We start from the raw sequence: 23,597 nt of genomic DNA on the forward strand, positions 1-23,597 counted from the left end.
TACTAGAAAATCACATGTGAAATAGGTGCCGTAAGGAAAATAAATAGAAAATACAAATGAAAAAAGCTGATTCTTCAAGACATAGTGAGTTAATAACTCCCATATGGCTCTTGTAGAAATCAGCTTTTTGATTTGCAATCATTTAGACTAGCTTTGTAAATTGTATATCAACTTCATAATTCTACAGTTGATATTATGAGATACATTATCTTATCTTAATGATTTAATATTTCTAGATTTATCGGCAAGAACTGGTTTGTAGGAAGCGTCAATAAAAGTAGACGCTGAAACCTCTGTAATCACCTGTGGATACGCCATACCTTCCTCAGGCATGATCGTTTCCGTATGGATAATGGCTTGCTCTCCATCAAAAGTGATAGATTTAATTTTGATGCCATATCCAGGGTGTGGTGCTGTTGCTGTTACAGTAACTTGTTTAACACTAGAGTTAATAGATTTTTCTTCTAAAGCAAGATCAGCTAAGGGGCTTTCTACCACTGGTTCCTCTTGTGCTGCTTCATCATGCTGTTGAACAAATTGACGAGCTTGGTAAAGCCAGCTTGCTGCGTCGCTTCTAGTCACTGAAGCTTGAGGGTAAAAACGCCCTTCTTGATCTAATAAATCAAAGCGAGCATTTAAGAGATTTTGAATACCACCCATGAAATTCTCTGTAAACTCTGCTTCATCAGCGATAAAGAAATACATTTTAGTGTAGCCGTATTGCCCTGTAGCATTTATCCCTTGATACAGATAATGAATAAATTGCTCTCTAGTTAGCTCATCATCAGGGCTTACATCCCTAGGCACTTCAATACCGTTAAGGCGAGCGATGATAAACGCTTCAGCATACCAAGCTTGGTCACTTAAATTCGTGTAAGAATCGCTAGCTTTAGGGACGGTATTAAACGTTTCACTTTCTAGTGAAAGGTCTAAAGCTTTCACTATCGCAGAAATTCCTGCGGCATACGTTAGTTTCTTGTTCGGGTGAAATAAACCATCTGCTTCTCCTGAAAGAATACCCGCTTCCTTCAGCGCTTTAATCTGTTCTGCATGCGGATCATTTTGAGTGTCTGTAAAAGCCCACGCAGATTGCCCTAGGGTAAAGACTAGAACTAGAGCAAGTGCTAACATCCATAATCTTTTCATTTCATTCACCTCAATGTTCATTTTTTTGCCGCTGTTGTATTAAACGCTTCTTTTCCAAAGAATGTTTCAAAAATAATAGAGATTTTGTTACTTATATTTATTTTTACTAGATGAGCTGTTTTTAGATTCGTGCTTCTTTTTCTCCTCTTTTTGCTCCAATTTTATATCTTCAAGGGGGAGGGGGTCAACATGAAGAGAGCTCTCATACTTATCAAAGAGACTCTCTTTTTCAGTAGGGTATTGCTCAGGATGATCTCGATCTTTTTCATTTTCTTTCCTTTCCTTCATTTCTGCTTTGTTGGAAGGAGTTTGACGATCATCTTTTTGCTGAGCTTTCTTTATACGATCTTGCTTTGACTTCTCTTGCTCTTTATTATCATAATCTGACTTTTTCATTAAAATCAGCCTCCGTTTTAGTGTTAATGTTCTATTCCTTTCAGCAGGAAAAAATAAACATGACGGAGGTTAATGAGAGATAGTTTAAAAGAATCTTATATGACCGTTACAGATGGGTGCAATAGGCAAACAAAAAACTGTCTCTAAGAAATCTACTTAGAGACAGCCACTTATTATTCCACATATTATTATAGAGAAGAACTAATTAGCCGATTCAAAAAGATGCTCGTAACCCGCTGTCGTGTTAATGACACCTACACCTGAGTATTGGATGACGTGTGATTTCACATTATCTACTGGAAGAAGCGTATAGCTATATGGTGGAGTATAGTTAACTGTAGACGTTGTTGGCATACTGCCTGTGCTGTTGACATATTTGTTGTTTACAACATGATAGTAGCCAATTTGGGAGCTGTATAAAGAAACAATTGGATCTTTGGAGTTTTCGAAATGGTTATGCTCAATTCTTAATCTGGCCCCCATTCTAGTATTAATACCTGTATCAATGATGTTGTTATAGTAGTTATTAAACAGATGTCCTTGCCCGAATCTGAAGAGTGGGGCTCTTGAATTAATGTTTTCCCAACGATTGTGATGATACGTTATTTTTCGATCAAAGTTATCCGAATCGGAGGAGCCTACTAACGAGGTTTTCCAGCTATCATGGAAGTAATTATAGGATATGGTGATATACTCGGCGTTTCGCTTCACATCTAGAAGTCCATCATAGAAATCCTTGTGCACATCTAAACTGTTATATAGCTCATTATGGTCGATCCAGATGTTAGAGGACGGACCTTCTATACTAATAGCATCCTTATCTCCGATGTTAACGTGATGGATTTTTAAATTTCTTATGATAATGTTATTTGCACGCCAAATTTTAATTCCTATTCCGTTTAATTCTCCTCTTGTTCCAACACCAAGAATAGAAACATTATCAACGTCTTTAATATCAATTTTGCTTAACCCAGTGGAGTTCGATGGAGTTATGGTACCGTTTACAAAAATGGTCAGTGGACGATTAGCATTTTTGTTTTTTAGAGCATTTTGAAGCTGAGTTCCTGTTGTAACTGTAACCACATCGGAGTTAGGACCTGACCCACCTGTTGTTCCCCCATTTAATGAGGCAAAGCCAACAATTTGATTCATGTTTTGCAGCTCTACATTATGAGATGGAACGGGAGATAAATCTGCACCAACGGTAATGCTCGCTAGTGAAAAAACAAGAAGAAAAGAAAGAGCCAAGAAAAAAAATCGTTTCATTTGATCAGTCTCCTTTTTGTTTAAAATCAGTCCTTCCAAGGGGAATTTAATTCAGTAATGATTCACCGAGTTAAATTCCGTAATGTGATTATATTAATATAAGACAAAGAAAATGATTTATTTTATAAAAAAGGACAGTTAATTCACGGTTTAAATCTAAGAAGGTAAGGGTAATGGAATAAAATAGATTGTCTCCAAAGAACTGTGTAAAGCTACCGTACCTCTAATGAAGCATGTGAAGTCGGTAACTTTAATGGTTTCAAAAGAGGATTTTTAGGAAAAAAGGGGGTGTAAGCAGTATATTGTTGTACATAGTTAAGGGCTCAATCTACTTATGCTAACAAATTAACCTGTAAGATTGTGTTCAACTAAATGGAATAGAGAATCACTTACATAATGATATACAGCTTTCTATAAAGTTGACTCTTCAGTTAATTAAGCATGTAAAATAAAACTCTGGAGGTCATCATGAAGAAAAAATCGATTATTTTATTCTCAGCATTAGCTCTAGCATTATCATTTACATTGGGTGTAGGAGCAGCACCTGTATTAGAGAGAATTACAGCTAACTTAAACTGGTCTATTGAGTTTCAAGTAGATGGAGAGCCATGGGCTCCTACGGACCAGAACGGAAATTCTATAGCTCCTATCTCCTATAACAATACAACATACCTTCCAGTAAGAGCTGTTTCAGAAGCACTTGGGACAGCAGTAGATTGGGATCAAGCGACTCAAACGATCACCTTGGGTGAGAAATCAGATACGACAGCCATTACTTCTGAAAAGGTTGACACAGCTCATTCTTCGAACATTACAAGTGATAAGCAATATACTGTCCAAGCTGGCACTGATTATCAGACTGGTGTAATTATCGAATCTGTTAATTCGGCTGCTAAGGCCATTACTATACATCCTGCTGGGAAGTATCAAACGTTAGATTTATCTGTATTTGCTATTAATTCTTCGGACGATATTACCGTTACCATATCTAATGGAGATGTAGTTGTAAGAGAACTAACGCTTACATCTAGTAACTCTTCCAGCGAGGTTACTCTTGATATTGGTGGAATTCAAGAATTAAAAATAGCGGCTCAATCTCGCCCTGGTGCTGATGAAAAAGTATTTGTAACGGGTAGCTATAGATAAGCTGTTTAAATCTATTAATTTCTAAATAAAATTGATAATCCCTTCTAGCTATTAATAGGATGTCGAATGATTCCTATATTAGCGGAAGGGATTTTGCTATCTGATAAACTATATATTAGACTATTAATATATTATAAAGGTAAGTTCATATCTCTTGAAATATTTAGGTGGTAGAATGAGTCAACTCAAAAAAGTAGGAATTATCATTAGTTCCTTCACAATGGTCTTTTCTTTGATATTAGGCTTTATTAATTACATTTTTTACGTTAATGTGATTCCCTATAGCTATCTGATTAGTTTTTTTGGTATACAGCTAAGTAGCCTGATTCATTTTATCAGAAAAGATGTAGGGAACAGATTTTTCTACGGATATTTATTACTTTCTATTCTACATTCAATTTTTCTGCTAGTAGCTGTTCCTCACTACACATATGAGCAAGCTGTGGAAGCAATTGTCGCAGAGATAGAAGAACAGTTTGAGGTAATTCCCTTATCAACAGGGGAAAAAAGGACACCTAGAATTAATTCATATACGTTTATAGCGGCCTCCTATTACATCCTGTTACGGCCAGAAGATGGTGAGGATTTACACTTTATCTTTCATCCAGAAAGAGGAGAGTATGTCGAATATGAGTATTATTTTTTAAGATAAGCATGGTTTATAGATGTAACTAAGTCAACTCAAATTACAGTTAGGGTCGGATGTCGACCTGTGTACCTACTTTTACATAAGATGCAAGTTCTAAAACATCTGCATTATACATCCTAATACAACCATGTGATACCATTTTTCCAATAGAAGAAGGATTGTTGGTTCCATGAATGCCATAATGGGGCTTCGATAAGCCCATCCACAATGCTCCAAAAGGTCCTCCCGGATTGGGAACTTTATTTATGATGACAAACTGCCCTCTTGGTGTCTGTAAGGCTATTCTCCCTATACCTACTGGAAAACCTCTCACCACACGATTATTCAACAATAAATACAGCTGTCTATCCGATAAATCGACAATAATTCTGTAATTAGGCATAACGCTATCACCTCTTATGCAGTCTATGCTAAGACATAGGCTAGAGGTTACTCAAGGGAATTAATAAATAACTGTAAATTTATTTGTGTATTTTTAAATTTTGAATTTTATATAGATTTTTTTTCGAAAAATGATACAATAGTTTTAAATAACAACATGTACATGATCAATCACTTCGAAATACAGACTTCTATTCCTACAACAAGATGTTTTATACCTCAAATTTTCATTCTTATCAGTCAAAATATTACACTATTTGTAAAGTAACTAGTCGAGGTTGGACTAGATGAAATAGATACTACAACAACATAATACAGTAAAAGATATACTCTATACACAACAATAACAATAACAAAGAACTTCAGCTAATAAGAGAAATTGAAGAAAGGAGTGTAATTTTCACACCCGTAATTACCAATATATATTAAAAAAAGATTTTTTTTCTATTTGTTTAACAGGAGGGTGCTGTATGGATAGAATTAAGGTTCTTGTTGTGGAAGATGATTCAGACTGGACTGCAAAGCTTATGAAATGGTTAGTTCAAGAAAATGATATTCAAGTTGTTGGACGAGCAACAACAAGAGAACAAGCCGTGCAGCTCGCAAAGACTATACATATACATATAATACTTATGGATATTAATCTGTCCGTAAATAAATTAGATAGTATATATGCCACCTTAGAAATAGCGAAGGCTTGTCCTGCAAAAATGATCATGCTCACTTCATGTATTGATGAGGAGTTAATTGAGAGGGCATTTATTGTAGGAGCAGCTCATTTTATTTCAAAATCAAAATATAAACAGTTACCACAAATTATACGAGAGGTACATTACGAGACAACCCCAGTAGAAATAATTATGAGGAAATATCGTATCTTGAAAAAGGAAGAGCAACTTAACATTCTAACACCAGCTGAAAAGGAAGTGTATGAATTAGTCGAACAGGGATATACTCGATCACAAATTGAGCAGAAGCTTTCTAAGACAAGGAACACAGTGAAAAATCAAATTAAGAACATTCTTAAGAAGCTCGGTGGTTCGACATTAAAGGAAGCGATTGCAAATATTGAAATGAGATGTCTTTTTACACCGGATATTTTAAATAAAAAGAGAAATTCAGACAAGGTTAATCTGTAAAATTGAAATTATTAAGATTATTCATTCATAAATAGACAAAATTAGGGGAAAGGGGCTATAAAATATAGCCTCTTTTGTCATTTAGAGCTATAAAAGTTGATCCTTACAGTATTATTGTTTATTTTGTAAAATTGAGATAATTAAAAATAAGCATGGTATTGATTACTATGTATAGTCTAAAGGAGCATGTCTATGTGGTTTTTAGCGTTATGGGGTATGGGACTTATTTCTGCTTTAGTTCATTTATTTATCGTTGGTTTTCCAGAAAACATTAGCGAAACGAGTACGATTATTTTGCTCCATCAATTCATCGTTACATTTGGTTTAGTTGGTATTATTGGTGTCATCGTAAACATCGTCTATGCTGAGAGCACAGCAAAGAAATTAGGCTGGCCGGGAGGGCTCTTTCAGATAAAATATGGATTTTCTCAGCTTGGCCTTGGAATCATGGGTGTGATGGCCATTTGGTTCGGTGGTACTTTCTGGTTAGGTGTTATCGTAAGCATGTATATCTATGGTTTAAGTGGACTTTGGAGCCATACGTACATCATGGTTCAGAATAAGAAAGCTGATGCTGATAGTGTGGGGAATATTATTATGTGTCTATTATACATGGCTTTTCTGACCATCCTATCAATCTTAGCAGGAGATATCTGGGTTACAGGCTCTATGCTTTAAGGAGATGTAATACCATTTAATAGCTTGAAAGAAGGGGGCTTTCATTGTGTCATCAAAAACTTTTGAATTAGCTGAGAACCAAAAAGGAATTTATTTTGACTGCCAGGTTGATAACCCCTTAGATTACAATATATCAGCGACGATAAGGTTACAAAACGTGGATGAAAAGCATTTAGAAAATGCTTTAAAGTTAGTTGTTTGGGAGCAGGAGGCTCTTCGGACAAAGATAGACATTCAACATGATTTCCCTGTCTTTTCAACACTAGATGAGATTGATTTTATGTGGGTTAAACAGGATTTGTCACAAGCTTTAAACCAACACGAGGAACTAAGTGCCATTATCAGGGAAGAAATAGGTACAGCTTTTGATCTATCTTCAGCTCCATTGTTTCGTGCTAGGTTAATCAAACTGAATGAAGCAGAGCACCTCTTTGTAGTGTGTATCCATCATATTATTTCGGATGGTATGTCTCTAGAGATATTCAGGCATAGCTTACTGGATTATTATGATCGTCTGATTCATAAGAAAAAAATCGTCTTGAAACAAAATACGGGCTTTTCAGATTTTATTAAGCAGGAAAATAGCAAGCTTACAGAAGGTAAGTTCGATAAACAAAAAGAGTATTGGTCTACAAAGCTACAAGGTGCAGAGCCGGTCAGTATACAGCATGATTACTCTATCAAACAATTTGAAAACGGGGTCGGGCGAGAGAAGAGGTTTGAGGTTCCGCAAGCTTTGGTTGATAGAGCTAGCCAGTTAGCTAGAGAACATGAAGTCACGGATTTCATGTTCTACTTGGCTATTTTTGGTGTATTTTTAAACAGATATACACAGAGAGAGGATATTAGCTTTGCCACATCACTTTCCTACCGTCCAGATATGGATTTTGAAGAAACGATCGGGTATTTTGTTTCTATGCTTCCTATGAGATTCGACGTACAAAGTGATCAATTTTTTCCGAGTGTGCTTAAGCAAGTTTCACAGGAATTAATACAAGCTTATAAAAACATTGGATATCCGAACAATTTAATTTTACGTGATCAACAGTTAGCTACGACTCCTGGGACACCTTCTATTTTTGATCTGTCCTTTATTTATGATGCTTATGAAGAAGTGGGGGCAGATGTACTTCAATCGGAAATCGTAGAACAGGATCATGTTACCTTTCCAGGAAACCTCATGGTGATTTGGAATAAAACAGAGCAAAGAAGTCAATTAAAAATTCAATATAAGCCGGAAATGTTCTCAGACCAGTCTATAGAACTATTAGGGTGTAGATTCCTAAAAATTATTGAAGCTCTCACTCTACAGGTAGAGAGTAAAGTGGGAGAGATTGATCTATTATTGGAAAATGAAGAAACGCGCATTTTCCGTGATTTTAATAGGGTTTCTCCACAACCGTATAAGCCACAGTCGATCATCGATATTTTTAATACTAAGGTACAGCTTCATCCTACAAGAGTTGCTCTAATCTACAATGGGCGAAGTGAGACTTACGCTTCTGTTCAAGCAAAAGCCAATCAATTGGCTCGAAAAATCATAGAACGAGTTAATGGTGAGCAGAGGGCCATTGGCGTACAATTGCAGCGTTCACCAGACTTAGTCATTACTCTATTAGCTATCTTAAAAGCTGGCTGTGCCTATGTGCCTATTGATCCGGCTTATCCAAGAGCAAGGAAAGAGTATATTTTTCATGATGCTAGCATTCCTCTTCTCATTACTTCACAGCAGCTTCCCCACGAGCATAATTGGGAGGTGGACTTGTTATTCGTCGATGATTCAGACACGTATACCGGTCCTGTAATCAGTCCGCTAGAAGAACTAGATCCTACTAGTTTAGCCTATATCATTTATACATCTGGCTCAACAGGTAAACCTAAGGGGGTTATGATTGAAAATCATAGTGTTGTGAACACGCTACTAGATTTAGAGGGTCGTTTCCCGCTAGGTAAAGAAGATATTTTTCTATTGAAAACACCCTTCACCTTTGATGTATCTGCTACTGAGCTTTTTGGTTGGTTCGTCGGAGAGGGCTCACTTCTGATTTTAGAGCATGGTGAGGAGAAGAACCCACAATTCATCTTAGAAGAAATTAATACATACAACGTGACACATATCAACTTTGTTCCCACGATGTTTCGTCTTTTTCTAGAGCTATTTGAAGTGGAAGCAAACATCTCAAAAATGAGCTCTTTAAAGTGGGTCTTTTTGGGAGGAGAAGCTGTCACCCCAGATCTATTGCAAAAATTCAATGCCCTTCATACAGATATTCGTTTAGAGAATGTATATGGACCAACAGAAAGCACCATTTGGGTATCCCATTCTTCACTGAAAAATGATAGTGAAAACCAACAAAATATTTCCATCGGACAGCCCCTACATGGCATGCGTTGGTACGTAATAGGCAAGAATAAGGAACTACAGCCAATCGGGATTCCGGGTGAGCTTTGCTTAAGTGGCCCCGGTTTAGCAAGAGGATATTTAAATCAAGAGGAACTAACTAAAGAAAAGTTTATATCTAATCCTTTTTTTGATAAGGAATCAGACTCTGAGTACTACAGATTGATGTATCGTACTGGAGACCTTGCTCGTTGGACATCTAATGGAACGATTGAGTTTTTAGGACGAATTGACTTCCAAGTAAAGATACGCGGAGCTCGTCTTGAAATTGGAGAAATTGAAAGTGTACTTGCTGAGTATAGGGGTATTGTACAAGCTGTTGTGGTTGTGAAGGAGGGACAGGGTAGAGCGAAGGAATTATGTGCCTATTATTTAGCGGATGAAGAAATTGAGATAGCTAAGTTAAAGGAGCATGTATCACAGGTATTGCCAGCTTATATGATACCTTCATTTTTTGTACATAAGGAAGTATTTCCTCTTAACAGCAGTGACAAGGTTGATCGCAATGCACTTACGGCAGATACAGAGTATTTACAGACTGATTCTGCAAGCTATGTCGCCCCTCAAACAGAGCTAGAACATAACATTGTCAAAGTATGGGGAGAAGTTCTGGCTATATCAAAAATAGGAGTGGATGATCACTTCTTTGAAATCGGAGGGAACTCAGTAAATCTGATTCAAGTACATAACAGATTACGAAAGGCGTTGAAGCAGGACTTTTCCATTACTCTGCTTGTGCAATCTCCGACTGTACGTCAGCTTGCCGAGCATTTTTTTAGAGAAAAGGATAACACGATCTTGAATCGTGAGAGTCATTTTGAGCGAGACAAAAGAATAGTCAGGCAGGATATAGCTATAGTGGGACTAGCAATCAATGTTCCAGGTGCTCAGTCTACGAATGAGTTTTGGAATAACCTGAAGCTGGGGAAGGAGAGTATTCATTTTTATAGTGATGATGAATTAGCCCAGTTAGGTGTGGATCAGAATCTGCTGAAATCGCCTAACTATGTCAAAGCAAAAGGTAAAGTTGATGGTATAGAGTATTTTGATCCTCATTTTTTTGATTACACTCCAGGCGAGGTACACATGATGTCGCCTCAGTTGCGCCTTTTATATCAAGGTACATGGCAGGCACTTGAGGATGCAGGATATTATCCTAATTCTAAGACCAAAATTGGTTTATTTTTAGGAGGCTCGGACGATTTTGAATGGTATAGAAAGGTTCTTTTTAGTGAAGGGAATTTTAGTGATAAATATCAAGCATTTACGCTTAGCACGAATCACTTCCTAGCTACTAGAGTAGCCCATAAATTAGATATTAAAGGACCTGTATATTCAGCCCTTACCGGTTGTTCTACAACATTAGTGACTCCTCATCTAGCCACCCAGTCTTTAATTCTAGGTGAATGTGATCTAGCTGTTGCTGGTGGAATAACGGTAGAACTGCCTAATGAAGGAGGCTATTTCTACGAAGAAGGAATGATGTTTTCACCAGATGGACATTGTCGACCATTTGATGCGAACGCTAGAGGTACTGTTTTTTCGAATGGAATGGGACTAGTTGTCTTGAAGAGACTGGATGAAGCAATAGCTGATGGAGATCAGATATATGCGGTAATCAAAGGCTCTGCTATTAATAATGACGGCAAGCAAAAAGCTGGCTTTGTAGCTCCAAGTGTTGAGGGACAAGCGGAAGCTATTCATGAGGCTTACCGTGTAGCAGGAATCGACCCTGAAACGGTTAGCTATGTGGAAGCTCACGGAACAGGAACTTTAATTGGAGATCCGATAGAGGTTGAGTCTTTAACGAAGGCGTTTGGTTCAGATAAAAAGCAATTTTGTATGCTTGGTTCTGTAAAAGGAAATGTTGGTCATACGGACACGGCAGCGGGAGTGGTTGGTCTTGCTAAGGTTGCACTTAGCTTAAAAAATAAATATATTCCTGGAACGGTTAATTATAAGGAACAAAATCCTAAGATCAATTTTAAGAACACACCTTTTATGGTGCAGGAAAACGGGATGGAATGGGAAAAAGAAGGGGCTTTACGTGCAGGAATAAACTCTTTTGGAGTAGGGGGAACAAATGCGCATATGGTTTTAGAGGAGCCGCCAATGGAAAGTGGAAGTAGTCCTTCCGATAAACTAGTCATTCTACCTTTTTCAGCGAAAAGCCCAACAGCGTTAAAAGCAACATCTGTAAAGGTAGTCAACTATCTTTTGAAGGATCAGCAAACACATGTATCTGATGCTGCCTGGACATTACAGGTAGGAAGAAAGCCATTTTCCTATAGAAGGGCAATGGTTATTCAAGATGACTTTCGTAATGATCCAGAAAAAGCTTTAGAGCTGCTAAATGCCGCAACTGTCCATGAGATGATGTCAACAAATAAGAAGATTTATTTTATGTTTCCAGGACAAGGAAGTCAGTATCAGGGGATGGGCAGAGAGCTTTATTTCAATGCACATGATAGCGCAGTTTCAAGGTTATTTAAGAAGTATATAGATAGTGTGTACGACTTATTAAAAGCAGAGGAACGTAACCAATTCTTAGGCATTATCTATGGTGTGGAGAATCCACAGCAAATTAATCAGACGGAATTTAGTCAATTTGCTTTATTTGCGACAAGCTATGCCCTAGCCAAAACAATGCTTGAGATTGGTATTAAGCCTGCTGGAATGCTTGGACATAGCATTGGAGAGGTCGCGGCTGCTACTGTAGCTGGTGTATTTGAACTGAAGGATGCCGTAGAAATTGTAAGGCTTCGAGGACAAGTCATGCAGAAGCAAGAGCCTGGGGTTATGCTGGCTGTTATGACTTCTGCTAAGGAGGTTGAACAAGAACTTCCTTCCGATGTATGGCTGTCCTTAGAAAACACAAGTAGTAGCTGTGTCGTCGGTGGTAACGAACAAGCGATTAGTCAATTTGAAGCTAAGCTACAGAAGCTGGGTTGGAAATTTATACGCGTCAAGACTTCGCATGCTTTCCATACTCCAATGATGGAAAAAGCAGCACAGGAGTTCAAAGATAAGCTACGCACATATAAAATGAACGAACCCCAAATTCCTATTCTTTCGAATGCTACAGGAAAGTGGGTCCAAGAGAAAGAAATGACTAAGCCTGAATACTGGTCACAGCATATTTTACAGACCGTAAAATTTGCCGATAATTTATCAGTAATCCTGAGCAATAATCAGGACTTATTTATAGAGGTAGGTGCAGGTCGAACATTAAGTACGTTTGCTAGACAGCATGATGCTAAAGCGTCACGTCATCATTTTGTTCACCTTATTCGCCATCCGCAAGAAGTGGCTAGTGATGTGGAGTTTCTAAACGAAAAGGTGGCTGAGTTGTGGTCTGTAGGTGTAGATATTGCTTGGGATGTGTTAAAGGGTGAAAAGAAGCGTAAGCGGATATCTTTGCCCACATATGAATTTGATAAAATGTTCTTCCCTGTAGACGTGGGGTATCAAAACCAGCTTGTTGCTCAAAAAGAGGTAGCTGTGAGCTCGCTAGAAGCAATAGAGTACCGTGCCCCTCTATCCATACAAGTAGCAGGAGATGAGGAAGGATTCAAAACTAAGCTTGAAGGTGCAATAATTGAAGCATATAAAGCTCTATTTGGCTTTGAAACAGTCACTGTAGATCAGGACTTCTTTGCATTAGGCGGGGATTCATTAAAAGCGGTAAGCCTTTCCTCCACTCTCAAAAATGTAGTGGGAACAAAAGTTGATATTACAGATTTATTTAAATATCCGACACCAAGTGCATTGGCAGCATTTTTAAGTGAAAGTTCAATTGGGAATGTGCTGGAAGCTGAGCGCGATGAGGAAAAGAGAGGGTCCAAGGGTATCAAGCCAGCGGAAGAGAGAGAGTATTATCCTCTGTCTGCTGCTCAAAAACGTATGTATGCCCTGTATTTATTAGATAGAAACAATTTAGCCTATAATCTTCCTTCAGCAACAATTATCCATGGACAGCTGGACAGAGTGAAAATTGAACATACATTTGAAAAGCTTATTCAACGTCATGAGGGACTTAGGACATCCTTTGGAATTAAAGAAAATGAGCCTGCACAATTCATTCATTCCACAACAAATGTTCCTATCCGATACACTGAGAATAAAGTAAGTCATTCTAAGGAGCTAAATCAGATTATTAATGATTTTGTCAAGCCGTTCGATCTTGAAAAAGCACCGTTATTCAGAATCGAGATGGTTCAGCTTGAATCAGAAAAAAAACTGTTACTTTTAGATTTCCATCATATTATTGCTGATGGTTCTTCGGTGGAAATCATTACCCGTGACTTTAATCAGCTGTATTCTGGCGATATAAGACCTCTTAACCTGCAGTATAAGGACTTTGCTGTTTGGCAAAATGAGCGATTAAGCTCAGATGGAATGAGCAGGCAAAGAGACTTCTGGCTTCAGCAGCTTGAGGGGGAACTCCCTGCCCTTGAGCTACCGACTGATTATGCTCGCCCGCCGGTGAAGGATTTTAAAGGGGCAAGAGCTTACTTTGACTTAGATCAAACTTTAACCAGTGAGCTACAGCACTTAGCTCAGGCTTCGGGAACTACACTGTATATGCTCCTCTTAAGTGCGTGGTATGTCCTTTTAGCTAGGTATGCTTCGCAGGAAGATATCGTCGTTGGAACACCAGTAGCAGGCAGAACTCAGGAGGAAATAGAAGATACCGTTGGTATGTTTGTAAACATGCTAGCTATGAGAAATTTCCCTCAGCCTGATAAAAGCTTCCATGATTTCTTAAACGAAGTAAAAGAAAATACACTTCGTGCGTTTGATCATCAGGATTATCAGTTTGATGAACTGGTAGAGCAGTTGGATTTAAAAAGAGAGCTAAATCGTAATGCCCTATTTGATGTGTGCTTTGATTTTCAAAACATGGAATTTCATGATCTCGAGCTAGAAGATATTCGGTTTACTCCTTACAAAATCCAGACTCAAACAGCAGCCTATGACCTGATTTTAACGTGCCAAGAAAATAAAAAAGATCAACAAATAGAAGGTTTCCTTGAATACTCAACCGGTTTGTTTAAGCAAGAAACAGTAGAGCGAATGGTCGAGCATTTCCGAATGGTCCTGTGGGGAATAACGGTTGATAATCACATGCTGCTAGGAGATCTTAATGTAATAACCCCTTGGGAAAAGGATCTGATTAATAAAGAGTTAAATCAAACTTCATTATCATTTAACGATACTCTTCTCATTCAAGATTTGTTTGAGCAAAATGTAGCGAAGCACCCAGATAAAACAGCATTAATTGTTGCAAGTGGAAAGGCATTAACATATGAGGAACTGAACATAAAAGCTAACGAGATAGCATGGGAATTAATCCATGTTGGTATGGAGAAAGAAGCTGTTGTAGGAGTGATGTGTCGGAGGGATGAATATTTGTTCATCTCCTTGCTCGGTGTACTGAAAGCTGGATTAGCGTATGTTCCGATTGATCCAACTCTTCCTAAAGAACGAATAGCCTACATGCTTTCAGAATGTAATGTGAGTACGTTGATCTGTCATCAAGAAGATTCAAAGAACGTTGAGTTCAGTGGTCATATCATCAACTATAACCTATTAAATAGAATCACGGGGAACAGGCTGACTGAAAATCCACCTAATCATAATTCCACGAACAGTTTAGCGTGTGTGATCTTTACTTCAGGATCAACTGGTAAGCCTAAGGGCGTTATGATTGAGCAACGTTCGCTTGTCAATTTCATTCACGATATTGAGAACAGAGGGATTTTTACCGAGGACTCTGATAGAGTTCTCTGTGTAACTACGCTGTCATTTGATATTTTTGCTTTTGAATCCATTGTTCCTATGTGTACTGGCCATTCTGTTTATTTGGCTAACGAAGAGGAGCAGCTTGACCCAGCTCTTGTTACACAAAAGATTACAGAGCATAAGCTAACTCACATATTAAGTACGGTATCACGAATTAAGGTTTTTGTTGAAAATCCGGAATTTGATAAGGCTTTAAAGCAGCTAAAATGTGTTTTAAGTGGTGGAGAAAATTACCCTCTCCAATTACTAAAGGATATCCAAAGTAAATCACAGGCTAAAGTTTATAACATGTATGGACCTACAGAAACAACGGTTTGGTCAACAACAAAGGATTTAACCGACTCCGATAAGATTAATATTGGTCGTCCTATTGCCAATACTGAAGCCTATATTATCAATACTGCTGGAAAGTTGCAGCCAATTGGTGTATATGGGGAGCTATGTCTTGCTGGGCTTGGGTTAGCCCGAGCTTACTTAAACAACTCACATGAAACCATGCAAAAATTTGTCCAATTGTCTGCTATACCTGATAAGGTTCTATACAGAACTGGTGACAGAGCTCGAATCCTTGATAGCGGAGAAATTGAGCTAGTAGGCCGTCTGGATTCACAGGTTAAAATTCGTGGTTATAGAATCGAACTAAATGAAATTGAACAGCTAGCTCTAAAGCATGAGCATATAAGGCAGGCTGTGGTAAAAACATATGATGTTCCTCAGCGGGATAAGCAGCTAGTTTTATTTTATAGCCTTAAGAGAGTTGGGTTAGAGAAAGATAACGATCCGTGGTTAAAAGATTGGCTTAAACAAACGTTACCTCATTACATGGTTCCATCTCATTTTATTCAGCTAGATGAGCTACCTGTTCTTCCTAATGGAAAAATCAATAAACAGGCTCTGAGTCTTCCTCAAGAAATGCGAAGTGTAGATAAGATGGAGATTATCCCACCATCATCAAAGCTGGAGAAAGCTATCTTAGCGATTTGGAAAGAGGTTTTGAATACTGAATCAATCAGTGTACGGGACAACTTCTTTGATGTCGGAGGTCATTCTCTAGGGCTTATTCACGTTAATAACAAGGTCAACGAGCTATTAGGACAATCTATTCCTTTGATGCAGTTCTTTGAACACCCAACGATCGAGTCCTTGGTTAAGAGCCTAGCTCTTTCCAAGACTAAGATCGATGAGCACTTGTTTAGGGTGGATGGTCCTCCTAATAGGCTAGCTTTAGATGACATTGCTGTGATTGGGATGTCCTGTCATTTTCCGGGAGCCAATGATATCAATTCATTCTGGGATAACATCCTATCTGGAGAGGAATCTATTACAACGTTTAGTGAGGAGGAATTGTTACAAAGCGGCATTGATAGAGAAGCCTTGGATCATCCTAACTATGTGAAGGCAAAAGGCTTTCTTGAAGGAATTGAATATTTTGATGCTGATTTCTTCGATTACCCTAGTCAAGAGTCTAATATGATGGATCCACAGATTCGCATTATGCATCAGTGTGTCTGGGAGGTTCTAGAGAACGCTGGATATGATTCATCGGCATATGCTGGGAGAATTGGTTTATTTGCCGGAAGTGGCTCCAATATCCCGTGGATGACGAAATTTTTAGGGAAACAGAAGGACTTACTACAGGCATTTGAAGCAATGACATTAAATGAGAAGGATTTTCTGACAACAAGAATTTCCTACAAGTTAAATTTAAAGGGGCCAAGCTTTAATGTACAAACAGCTTGCTCAACCTCATTAGTTGCTATACATCAAGCGATACAGTCTCTAATTTCAGGAGAAGCTGATATGGCTATTGCTGGCGGAGTGTCTATTTCTTACCCACGCAAAGAAGGGTATTTGTGGCATGAAGGTATGATTTTTTCTAAGGATGGTCATTGTAAGCCTTTTGCCGAGGACTCATCAGGAACGATCTCAGGAAATGGCTGTGGGTTAGTTTTATTAAAGCCTCTAGCTGCTGCTGAGCGTGATGGGGATCATATTTATGGTGTGATTAAAGGCTCCGCTATTAACAATGACGGGATCGATAAAATTGGTTATACTGCCCCAAGCATAGCAGGACAAGCTGATGTCATAGAAGCAGCCTTAAACAAGGCTGGGTTATCTGCAGAAGACATTTGCTACCTTGAGGCCCATGGAACAGGGACTAAGTTGGGAGATCCAATTGAAATTGAAGCACTGAAACAGGCGTGGAAAACGGATAAAAAAGGCTACTGTGCACTGGGGTCGGTAAAGGCTAATATAGGTCATCTAGATGCTGCAGCGGGTGTTGCTGGTTTTATTAAAACGATCTTAGCCCTATATCATCGGACAATTCCAGGTCAGATCAACTTTCAAAAGCCTAATCCTAGGATCGATTTTGACAACAGTCCTTTCTACATTAATACGAGGCCTGTAAATCTAACACATAGTTCGGAGGTGCTGCGAGCTGGTATTAGTTCCTTTGGAATAGGTGGAACGAACGTACATGTGATCGTCGAACAGCCTCCAGCAATGAAAGCTAAGAGGTATAGGGAGGAAGAACATATCAAAGAGCCACAAGTACTTCTTTTTTCCGCTAGAAGTGAATCTGCGCTAGAACAGACTAGTGAAAAATTACTTAGCTATTTGAAAGCTAAGCCGAGCTTAAACCTAGCTGATGTTGCCTGGACGCTTCAAATGGGAAGAAAATCGTTTGAGTACAGGAAAGCCCTTGTGGTCAAAGGCAAATTAAGTGGATTGAGTAATCAAATCGTTCAGGACTTTATCCAAATTTCTGAGAAAAAAGTGTCCGACATTAGGAAGAGAATCGTTTTCATGTTTCCGGGTGAAGAGTATTTTTCTCTAGACATGGGTCGTCAGCTTTACTTATCTGCAGACAGAAGTTCCTTGGCTGGGATTTATAGGGATTGCATGAACCATGCTCTCTCATTTATGCAGCAGAATGAGCGCGAGAATGTAATGAAAACAATTAGAGACAAACACTCTGATCTCCATTCTGATACAAAGACTAGCCAACTAACACAATTGGTTACAGGATATGCGCTTGCTCAAACTCTTATTGAGCTAGGTGTTCACGCAGATGGTGTAATGGGGCAAAACATTGGTTTGATAACTGCTTTAGCAGTAGCAGGAAGTTTAGATATGAGGGAGGCTGTAGCTTTAATAAGGAGGAGTGGGATAGAAGATTATCAAGATCATCTTGCTAGAGTTCAATTGAGAATTCCAAAGACTCCATTACTATTAGCAACAGCTGGGGGTATTGGAAAAAAGGATCAACAGGCTCAAAGGAATGTGTCTGAAAGGTTGGCACCAAATTCAATTCTTTCTTTGGACGAGGTTCTAGAGAGTCCTTCATTCTTCATAGAAGTTGGAAGTGGAGGATGGCAATTCAGCTTTATTAATCAGCATATTAAGGCTGAGCTTGACGCTGAAAGACATGGATATGTTCATCTATTAAGTGATCAGCAGATTGAAGATTATGAGATCATGTATTTTCTGCAAGTAATGGGGCAGCTTTGGAGTGAAGGAGTGAGTGTTCAATGGGATAGGTTGCATCAAAATAAGGACAGAAAACGTCTTCCATTACCAAGCTATGTGTTTGATAAAACCTATCATGAACACGATATAAACCTCACTTCGATAATAGACCAAGAATACACGTCTAAGACTAGAGAACAGACGTTAGTGATTAGAGAGGATAATAATGAAGTTCCGAGAGAGGATATCACTACGAGACTGTCTAGTATTTGGGAGGAAATACTGGGTCATGCTGAAATTGCGGCCGAGGATGATTTCTTTACTTTAGGTGGTCATTCCTTAAAAGCAGTTACATTGGCTTCTGAGCTGCAAAAGGAGTTTTCTGTGGACATGCCCCTGAGCGAAATATTTAATCATTCTGTTTTTAATCAGATGGAAAATTGGTTGATCAGCAGAGAAGTGAAACATGAATTTCAACAGATTCAGCCTGTGGTGAAACAAAGCTATTATAAGGTGTCTTCTGCTCAAAAGCGTATGTTTGCTGTAAACGAATTGATAGAGGGAGCAGTTCCGTATAATCTTGCTTCTATTTATATTGTGGAAGGAGCTTTTGATATAGCTAGATTCAGTAATGTTATAGCTGAGCTGGTGCATAGGCATGCAGCTTTTAGAACGAGATTTAGCATGGTAGACGGAGAAGTCGTGCAGATCATTGAGGATGAGGTTGATTCAGTTGTCCAAGATGGTCGTACAACAGAGGCAAGGATAGAGGATGAAATTAAAGAATTCATTCGTCCTTTTGAGTTGACGAAGGCTCCTTTACTAAGGGTTAAGGTTCTGCAGGTTACTGAGATGAAGCACTTACTAATGATCGATATGCATCATATTATTTCAGACCAAAGCTCTATAGCTATCCTACTTCAAGAAATTAAAGCTTTATATGCAGGGAACAGGCTTGATCCATTAAAGATACAGTATACGGATTTTGCAGCTTGGCAGAATGAACTCTTGAAAAGTAAAGCTATTGAGAAGCAATTCGACTATTGGAAGCAGGAGCTATCTGGAGAATTCCCAAAGCTTAATCTGTTAACTGATCATAGTAGACCTCTTATCCAATCCTTTAAAGGGGATCATGTAAGCTTTGAGTTTGGTCAAGCCCTAAGCTTACAGGTAGATGAAATATCTAAATCCCTAAAATTGACCCCTTATATGGTTCTTCTTGCAACATTGAATGTAGTGCTGTGGAAATACTCAGGACAGCAGGATTTAATTGTGGGGACAGGGATTGCAGGAAGGCGTCATCCGGATGTAGATGCTGTGGTTGGAATGTTTGTAAACACACTGGCTATTAGAACGCAAATTAATGAGTCAGCATCAGTAGAAGAGTTTCTAATGTATCTAAAAGATAAACTGGCTAATGTCTATGAAAATCAAGACTGCCAGTATGAACAGTTAATTGAAGAGCTTGGTATTGAGAAGGAGTTAGGAAGAAATCCTCTTTTTGATATTATGTTTAATTACATTACTATGGGGACAGAAGAGCTTAGCTTAGAGGGTATTACATTCAAGCCATTAGAGTTTACAGAGCTTGAAACAAAATTTGATATCACCTTGACAATTCAGCAAAAGGGGAACGGTTACTTTGCTGATATAGAATATAGTACAGCTCTATTTAAAAGAGAAACGATTCAAGCCTTTGGTGAAAAGCTACTATGGGTTGCATCACAGATTACAGATAACTATAAGCAAACATTATCGGAAATCTCCATAGTTACTGCAGAGGAGCGCAATTGGCTTTCTAAGTTAAATCAAACGACAACAGATTATCCGAGAGATAAGACGATTGTTCAGCTTTTTGAGGAAAAAGTAGAGTCTCACGGAGAGTATACAGCTATCATCTGGGGACAGGATCATATTAGCTATGCTGAGTTAAATAGCCGAGCTAATAGAGTGGCTGATCTACTAAATAGAAAGTTTGTGAATCCAAAAGATAGGATTGCTCTTATGTTTGATCGGGGACCATTACAGGTCATTAGTATTTTAGGCATTCTGAAGGCAGGCTGTGTTTATGTGCCAATTGATCCTGATTATCCTGAGCAACGCATTCAATTTATCTTAGAAAATAGTAGTGCAACCTTATTATTAACGGATTCAGGCTATGAAGCAAAGCTAGAGCAAGGTACTCCATATCTTTTATTAGACAGCGAGCTGGAGCAAGGAGAAGAAGCTAAAATCTCATTCGGTGAGACCCAAGCAGAGTCTTCTGCAGATGATCTTGCGTATATCATCTATACGTCGGGATCAACAGGTGAACCTAAAGGAACATTAATCAGTAATCGAAATGTTACACGGGTTGTAAAAAATACGAATTATATTGACATTACGCCAAAAGATAGACTTTTACAATTCTCAAATTATGCATTTGACGGCTCAGTGTTTGATATCTTTGGTGCATTGCTTAATGGTGCTGCTTTAGTGATGATCTCTAAGGAAGAACTGTTAGAAATAAGTGAACTGACTAACATCATCAAGAAACAAGAAATAACGGTATTTTTTATCACAACGGCTATGTTTAATATGGTTGTGGATTGGGATGTGAGCTGCTTGCAGCACACAAGGAAAATTTTGTTTGGGGGAGAGGCTGCTTCTATACCACATGTAAAGAAAGCATTTGCCTATCTTGGTCCTGATCGCTTAATTAATGTTTATGGTCCAACAGAAACGACTGTTTTTGCAACCTATTATCCGATAAATGAAGCTCCAGAAGATGCTTCATACTTGCCGATCGGATTTCCTATTGCAAATACAACAGCGTACATTCTTGATGGACATGGGCATCCCGTTCCTCCAAATGTTCCGGGAGAGCTTTATATTGGTGGAGATGGTGTTAGTGAGGGGTATGTAAACAAAGCTGAGCTTACTAAGCAAAAATTTATTCAGAATCCATTTGATCCTTCAGAAAGAGTTTATTGTACAGGGGACATAGTTTGGCGTCTACCAACAGGAGAAATTGGTTTTATTGGCAGAAGGGATTTTCAAGTCAAAATCAGAGGCTTTAGAGTAGAACTGGGTGAAATTGAGAAGCAGTTTAAATCTATTGAGGGAGTAAAGGACGTCATTGTCGTGCCTCAAAAGGATAAGCAGGGTAATATGTATCTGGCTGCGTACTATTCTACAACTATGCAATCAAATGGATTGGTAAATCAGATGAAGCCGGAGCAAATTGGAGAGGCTTTAAGTGATAAGCTGCCAAATTATATGATTCCTGCAAAAATGATGAGAATGGATAATCTTCCTTTAAACTCTAACGGTAAGATTGATCGTAAACACTTACCTGATCTTAATGATAACGCTGAGGCAGTAGCGCCCACTTTATCTCATAATGAGGCAGAACAGGTTGTTCTACAAAAAATGCGCGAGGTACTTGATAACGAAAGTTTCGGGATGGCAGATCACTTCTTTAGGTATGGCGGACATTCTATTAGAGCCATAGCTCTAGTTCAGTCATTATCAAAGCTAGGAGTTAACCTTAAGGTGAACGAGATTTTCCAATACCCTACAGCAGAAGAGATTGCTAAACTCCCTAAGGTACGAGAGTTCTTTAATAAGAGCGAGAAGAATGGATGGAGTATGGCGGATTCAGAGCCAATTAATATAAACTCAATTCATTTAAATGAGCAACAAATGAATAGCCTAGCAGAGCATGTATATCATGGGAATTCCTTCATTTCTAAGACAATGATATACGCTGATAAGGTCGGAGTTTTTCCTTTCTCCCCAGTTCAGAAAGCTCACACTTTGCAAGGGTCACATATAAGTGGCTTCACCACAGAGCTTGAAGGGCCGCTAAATGAGCAGATGATTAAAAGAATACTGATGAACATTGTTCAAAAAAACCAACTGCTTCATTGTGTGGCTCAAATGGAAGGTGAGCCAGTTTGGCAGGAATGTGATGTATCTGGAGTGTCTGCATTAATTGAAAAAAATATTCCCTATATCGACCTGAGGGAATACACAGAGCAAACACAGCTCGGCTTGTTAGACAAACTTTTTATGAGTATTCTAGCCACACCTTACGAGTTTGGAGGATTGCCTTGGCGAATAACATGCTTACGGATGAATCAAGAGCTCCACCTACTTATTTGGGGCTTTGATCATATGGCATTTGATGGGATGAGTGGAGAGGTTTTGCGTCATCAGATTGAAAAAGAAGCTCAACTGTTCCTTATGCCTGACAGTGCTCTCAAGTCTGCTCCCGCTAAAGTCGTGGAGGAGTCTCCGCAAAATTATCAGGACTATGTTACTTTGCTTACTCAAGGACCGAGTAACATGACAGAAGAAGAAATAATTGAACAATTCACGTTAATTAAGTGGAGTGAAAGTAATTCAATTTTCATGGATAGGCTTAGAAGGCTAAGCGATGGTGGTCAAAAAGTAATAGATATTCGTCTACCTTTGCATGACTCAGAGAAAGTGGATCCTTGGATGAAAGCCTTTGAATTTACAATAGAGCTTTTTCATCAATATACCAAGCTGAATGACATTCCGATAGCGATTGTAGATTACGGCAGAAGCTACAATAACACGGATTTTTATAACAGTGTTGGAGAGTTTCTTGATATCATCCCTTTTGTAGCTGAGGTAACTGATTCAAAATCACATATTGTGGAGTCCTTAAAAGAATGTCGACAACAGTCCATTAATTTTCTTTCTTTGTTATATGAGCCAAGCTTGTCCAAGAAATATGCTAATGTCGTCGATTTATTAGCTCCAGCCTATAAAAATAAAGAGAAGGATCTAATCTTATTTAACTTCCAAGGTTATGTTGAGCAATCAGATAAAATGGCATTTAGGTTACCAGCAGAGCAATCCCTTGAGAATAGTTTGGCTCAGGTTCTCGTTACTGTGGATGTAGATGTTGAGTATATAAATATAAAGGTTGAGAGCTTAATGGGATTCGATCAAACATCCATTCGAACGATTATCCCAGCCCAAGAAAAAGTAGAGAAGGTTGGCACCCATGAGTAGCTAGTAGATTTATAGTATAGATGTTCACGATGCTTAAAAGTAAGTCTTTATCCATCCTGACTGACATTCAGTAAAAAATAGGATTTAAACA

The 23,597-nt window shown here is 38.5% G+C and carries 9 protein-coding genes; 5 read left to right on the top strand and 4 right to left on the bottom strand.

Annotated features, from left to right (window positions below):
• Window positions 1–210 precede the first annotated feature (210 nt).
• The 3 genes from J2S11_RS03125 to J2S11_RS03135 all read right to left on the bottom strand — a co-directional run bounded on the left by J2S11_RS03125 (window position 211) and on the right by J2S11_RS03135 (window position 2,808).
• Window positions 211–1,146 (bottom strand): S-layer homology domain-containing protein, encoded by a 936-nt coding sequence (locus J2S11_RS03125; protein WP_307390792.1) that lies wholly within the window; start codon window positions 1,144–1,146, stop codon window positions 211–213.
• A gap of 87 nt (window positions 1,147–1,233) precedes the next feature.
• A complete protein-coding gene (locus J2S11_RS03130) occupies window positions 1,234–1,542 on the bottom strand; it encodes a hypothetical protein (protein WP_307390793.1) in 309 nt (102 codons plus the stop codon).
• A gap of 201 nt (window positions 1,543–1,743) precedes the next feature.
• On the bottom strand, window positions 1,744–2,808 hold the full coding sequence (locus J2S11_RS03135) for a pectate lyase family protein (protein WP_419095737.1): 1,065 nt from the start codon (window positions 2,806–2,808) through the stop codon (window positions 1,744–1,746).
• 468 nt (window positions 2,809–3,276) lie between these two features.
• Between J2S11_RS03135 and J2S11_RS03140 the strand changes: the two genes are divergently transcribed.
• Together J2S11_RS03140 and J2S11_RS03145 are read left to right on the top strand one after the other, a co-directional pair.
• Window positions 3,277–3,954, top strand: coding sequence for a stalk domain-containing protein (locus tag J2S11_RS03140; RefSeq protein ID WP_307390795.1), 678 nt, complete (start codon window positions 3,277–3,279; stop codon window positions 3,952–3,954).
• Window positions 3,955–4,129: 175 nt separating this feature from the next.
• On the top strand, window positions 4,130–4,606 hold the full coding sequence (locus J2S11_RS03145) for a hypothetical protein (RefSeq protein ID WP_307390798.1): 477 nt from the start codon (window positions 4,130–4,132) through the stop codon (window positions 4,604–4,606).
• A 40-nt stretch (window positions 4,607–4,646) separates the two neighbouring features.
• Here J2S11_RS03145 and J2S11_RS03150 read toward each other — a convergent pair whose 3' ends face one another.
• Window positions 4,647–4,985, bottom strand: a complete 339-nt coding sequence (locus J2S11_RS03150; protein WP_307390802.1) for a L,D-transpeptidase — start codon at window positions 4,983–4,985, stop codon at window positions 4,647–4,649.
• A gap of 469 nt (window positions 4,986–5,454) precedes the next feature.
• On the opposite strand from J2S11_RS03150, the gene J2S11_RS03155 reads away from it, so the two are divergent.
• The 3 genes from J2S11_RS03155 (at window position 5,455) to J2S11_RS03165 (ending at window position 23,506) form a co-directional block, all read left to right on the top strand.
• On the top strand, window positions 5,455–6,123 hold the full coding sequence (locus J2S11_RS03155) for a response regulator transcription factor (protein ID WP_307390805.1): 669 nt from the start codon (window positions 5,455–5,457) through the stop codon (window positions 6,121–6,123).
• A gap of 186 nt (window positions 6,124–6,309) precedes the next feature.
• On the top strand, window positions 6,310–6,801 hold the full coding sequence (locus J2S11_RS03160; RefSeq protein ID WP_307390808.1) for a DUF6790 family protein: 492 nt from the start codon (window positions 6,310–6,312) through the stop codon (window positions 6,799–6,801).
• 46 nt (window positions 6,802–6,847) lie between these two features.
• Window positions 6,848–23,506 (top strand): non-ribosomal peptide synthetase/type I polyketide synthase, encoded by a 16,659-nt coding sequence (locus tag J2S11_RS03165; RefSeq protein WP_307390809.1) that lies wholly within the window; start codon window positions 6,848–6,850, stop codon window positions 23,504–23,506.
• The last annotated feature ends 91 nt before the right edge of the window (window positions 23,507–23,597 follow it).

This window comes from Bacillus horti (assembly GCF_030813115.1).
In the GTDB taxonomy this organism is placed as follows: domain Bacteria; phylum Bacillota; class Bacilli; order Caldalkalibacillales; family JCM-10596; genus Bacillus_CH; species Bacillus_CH horti.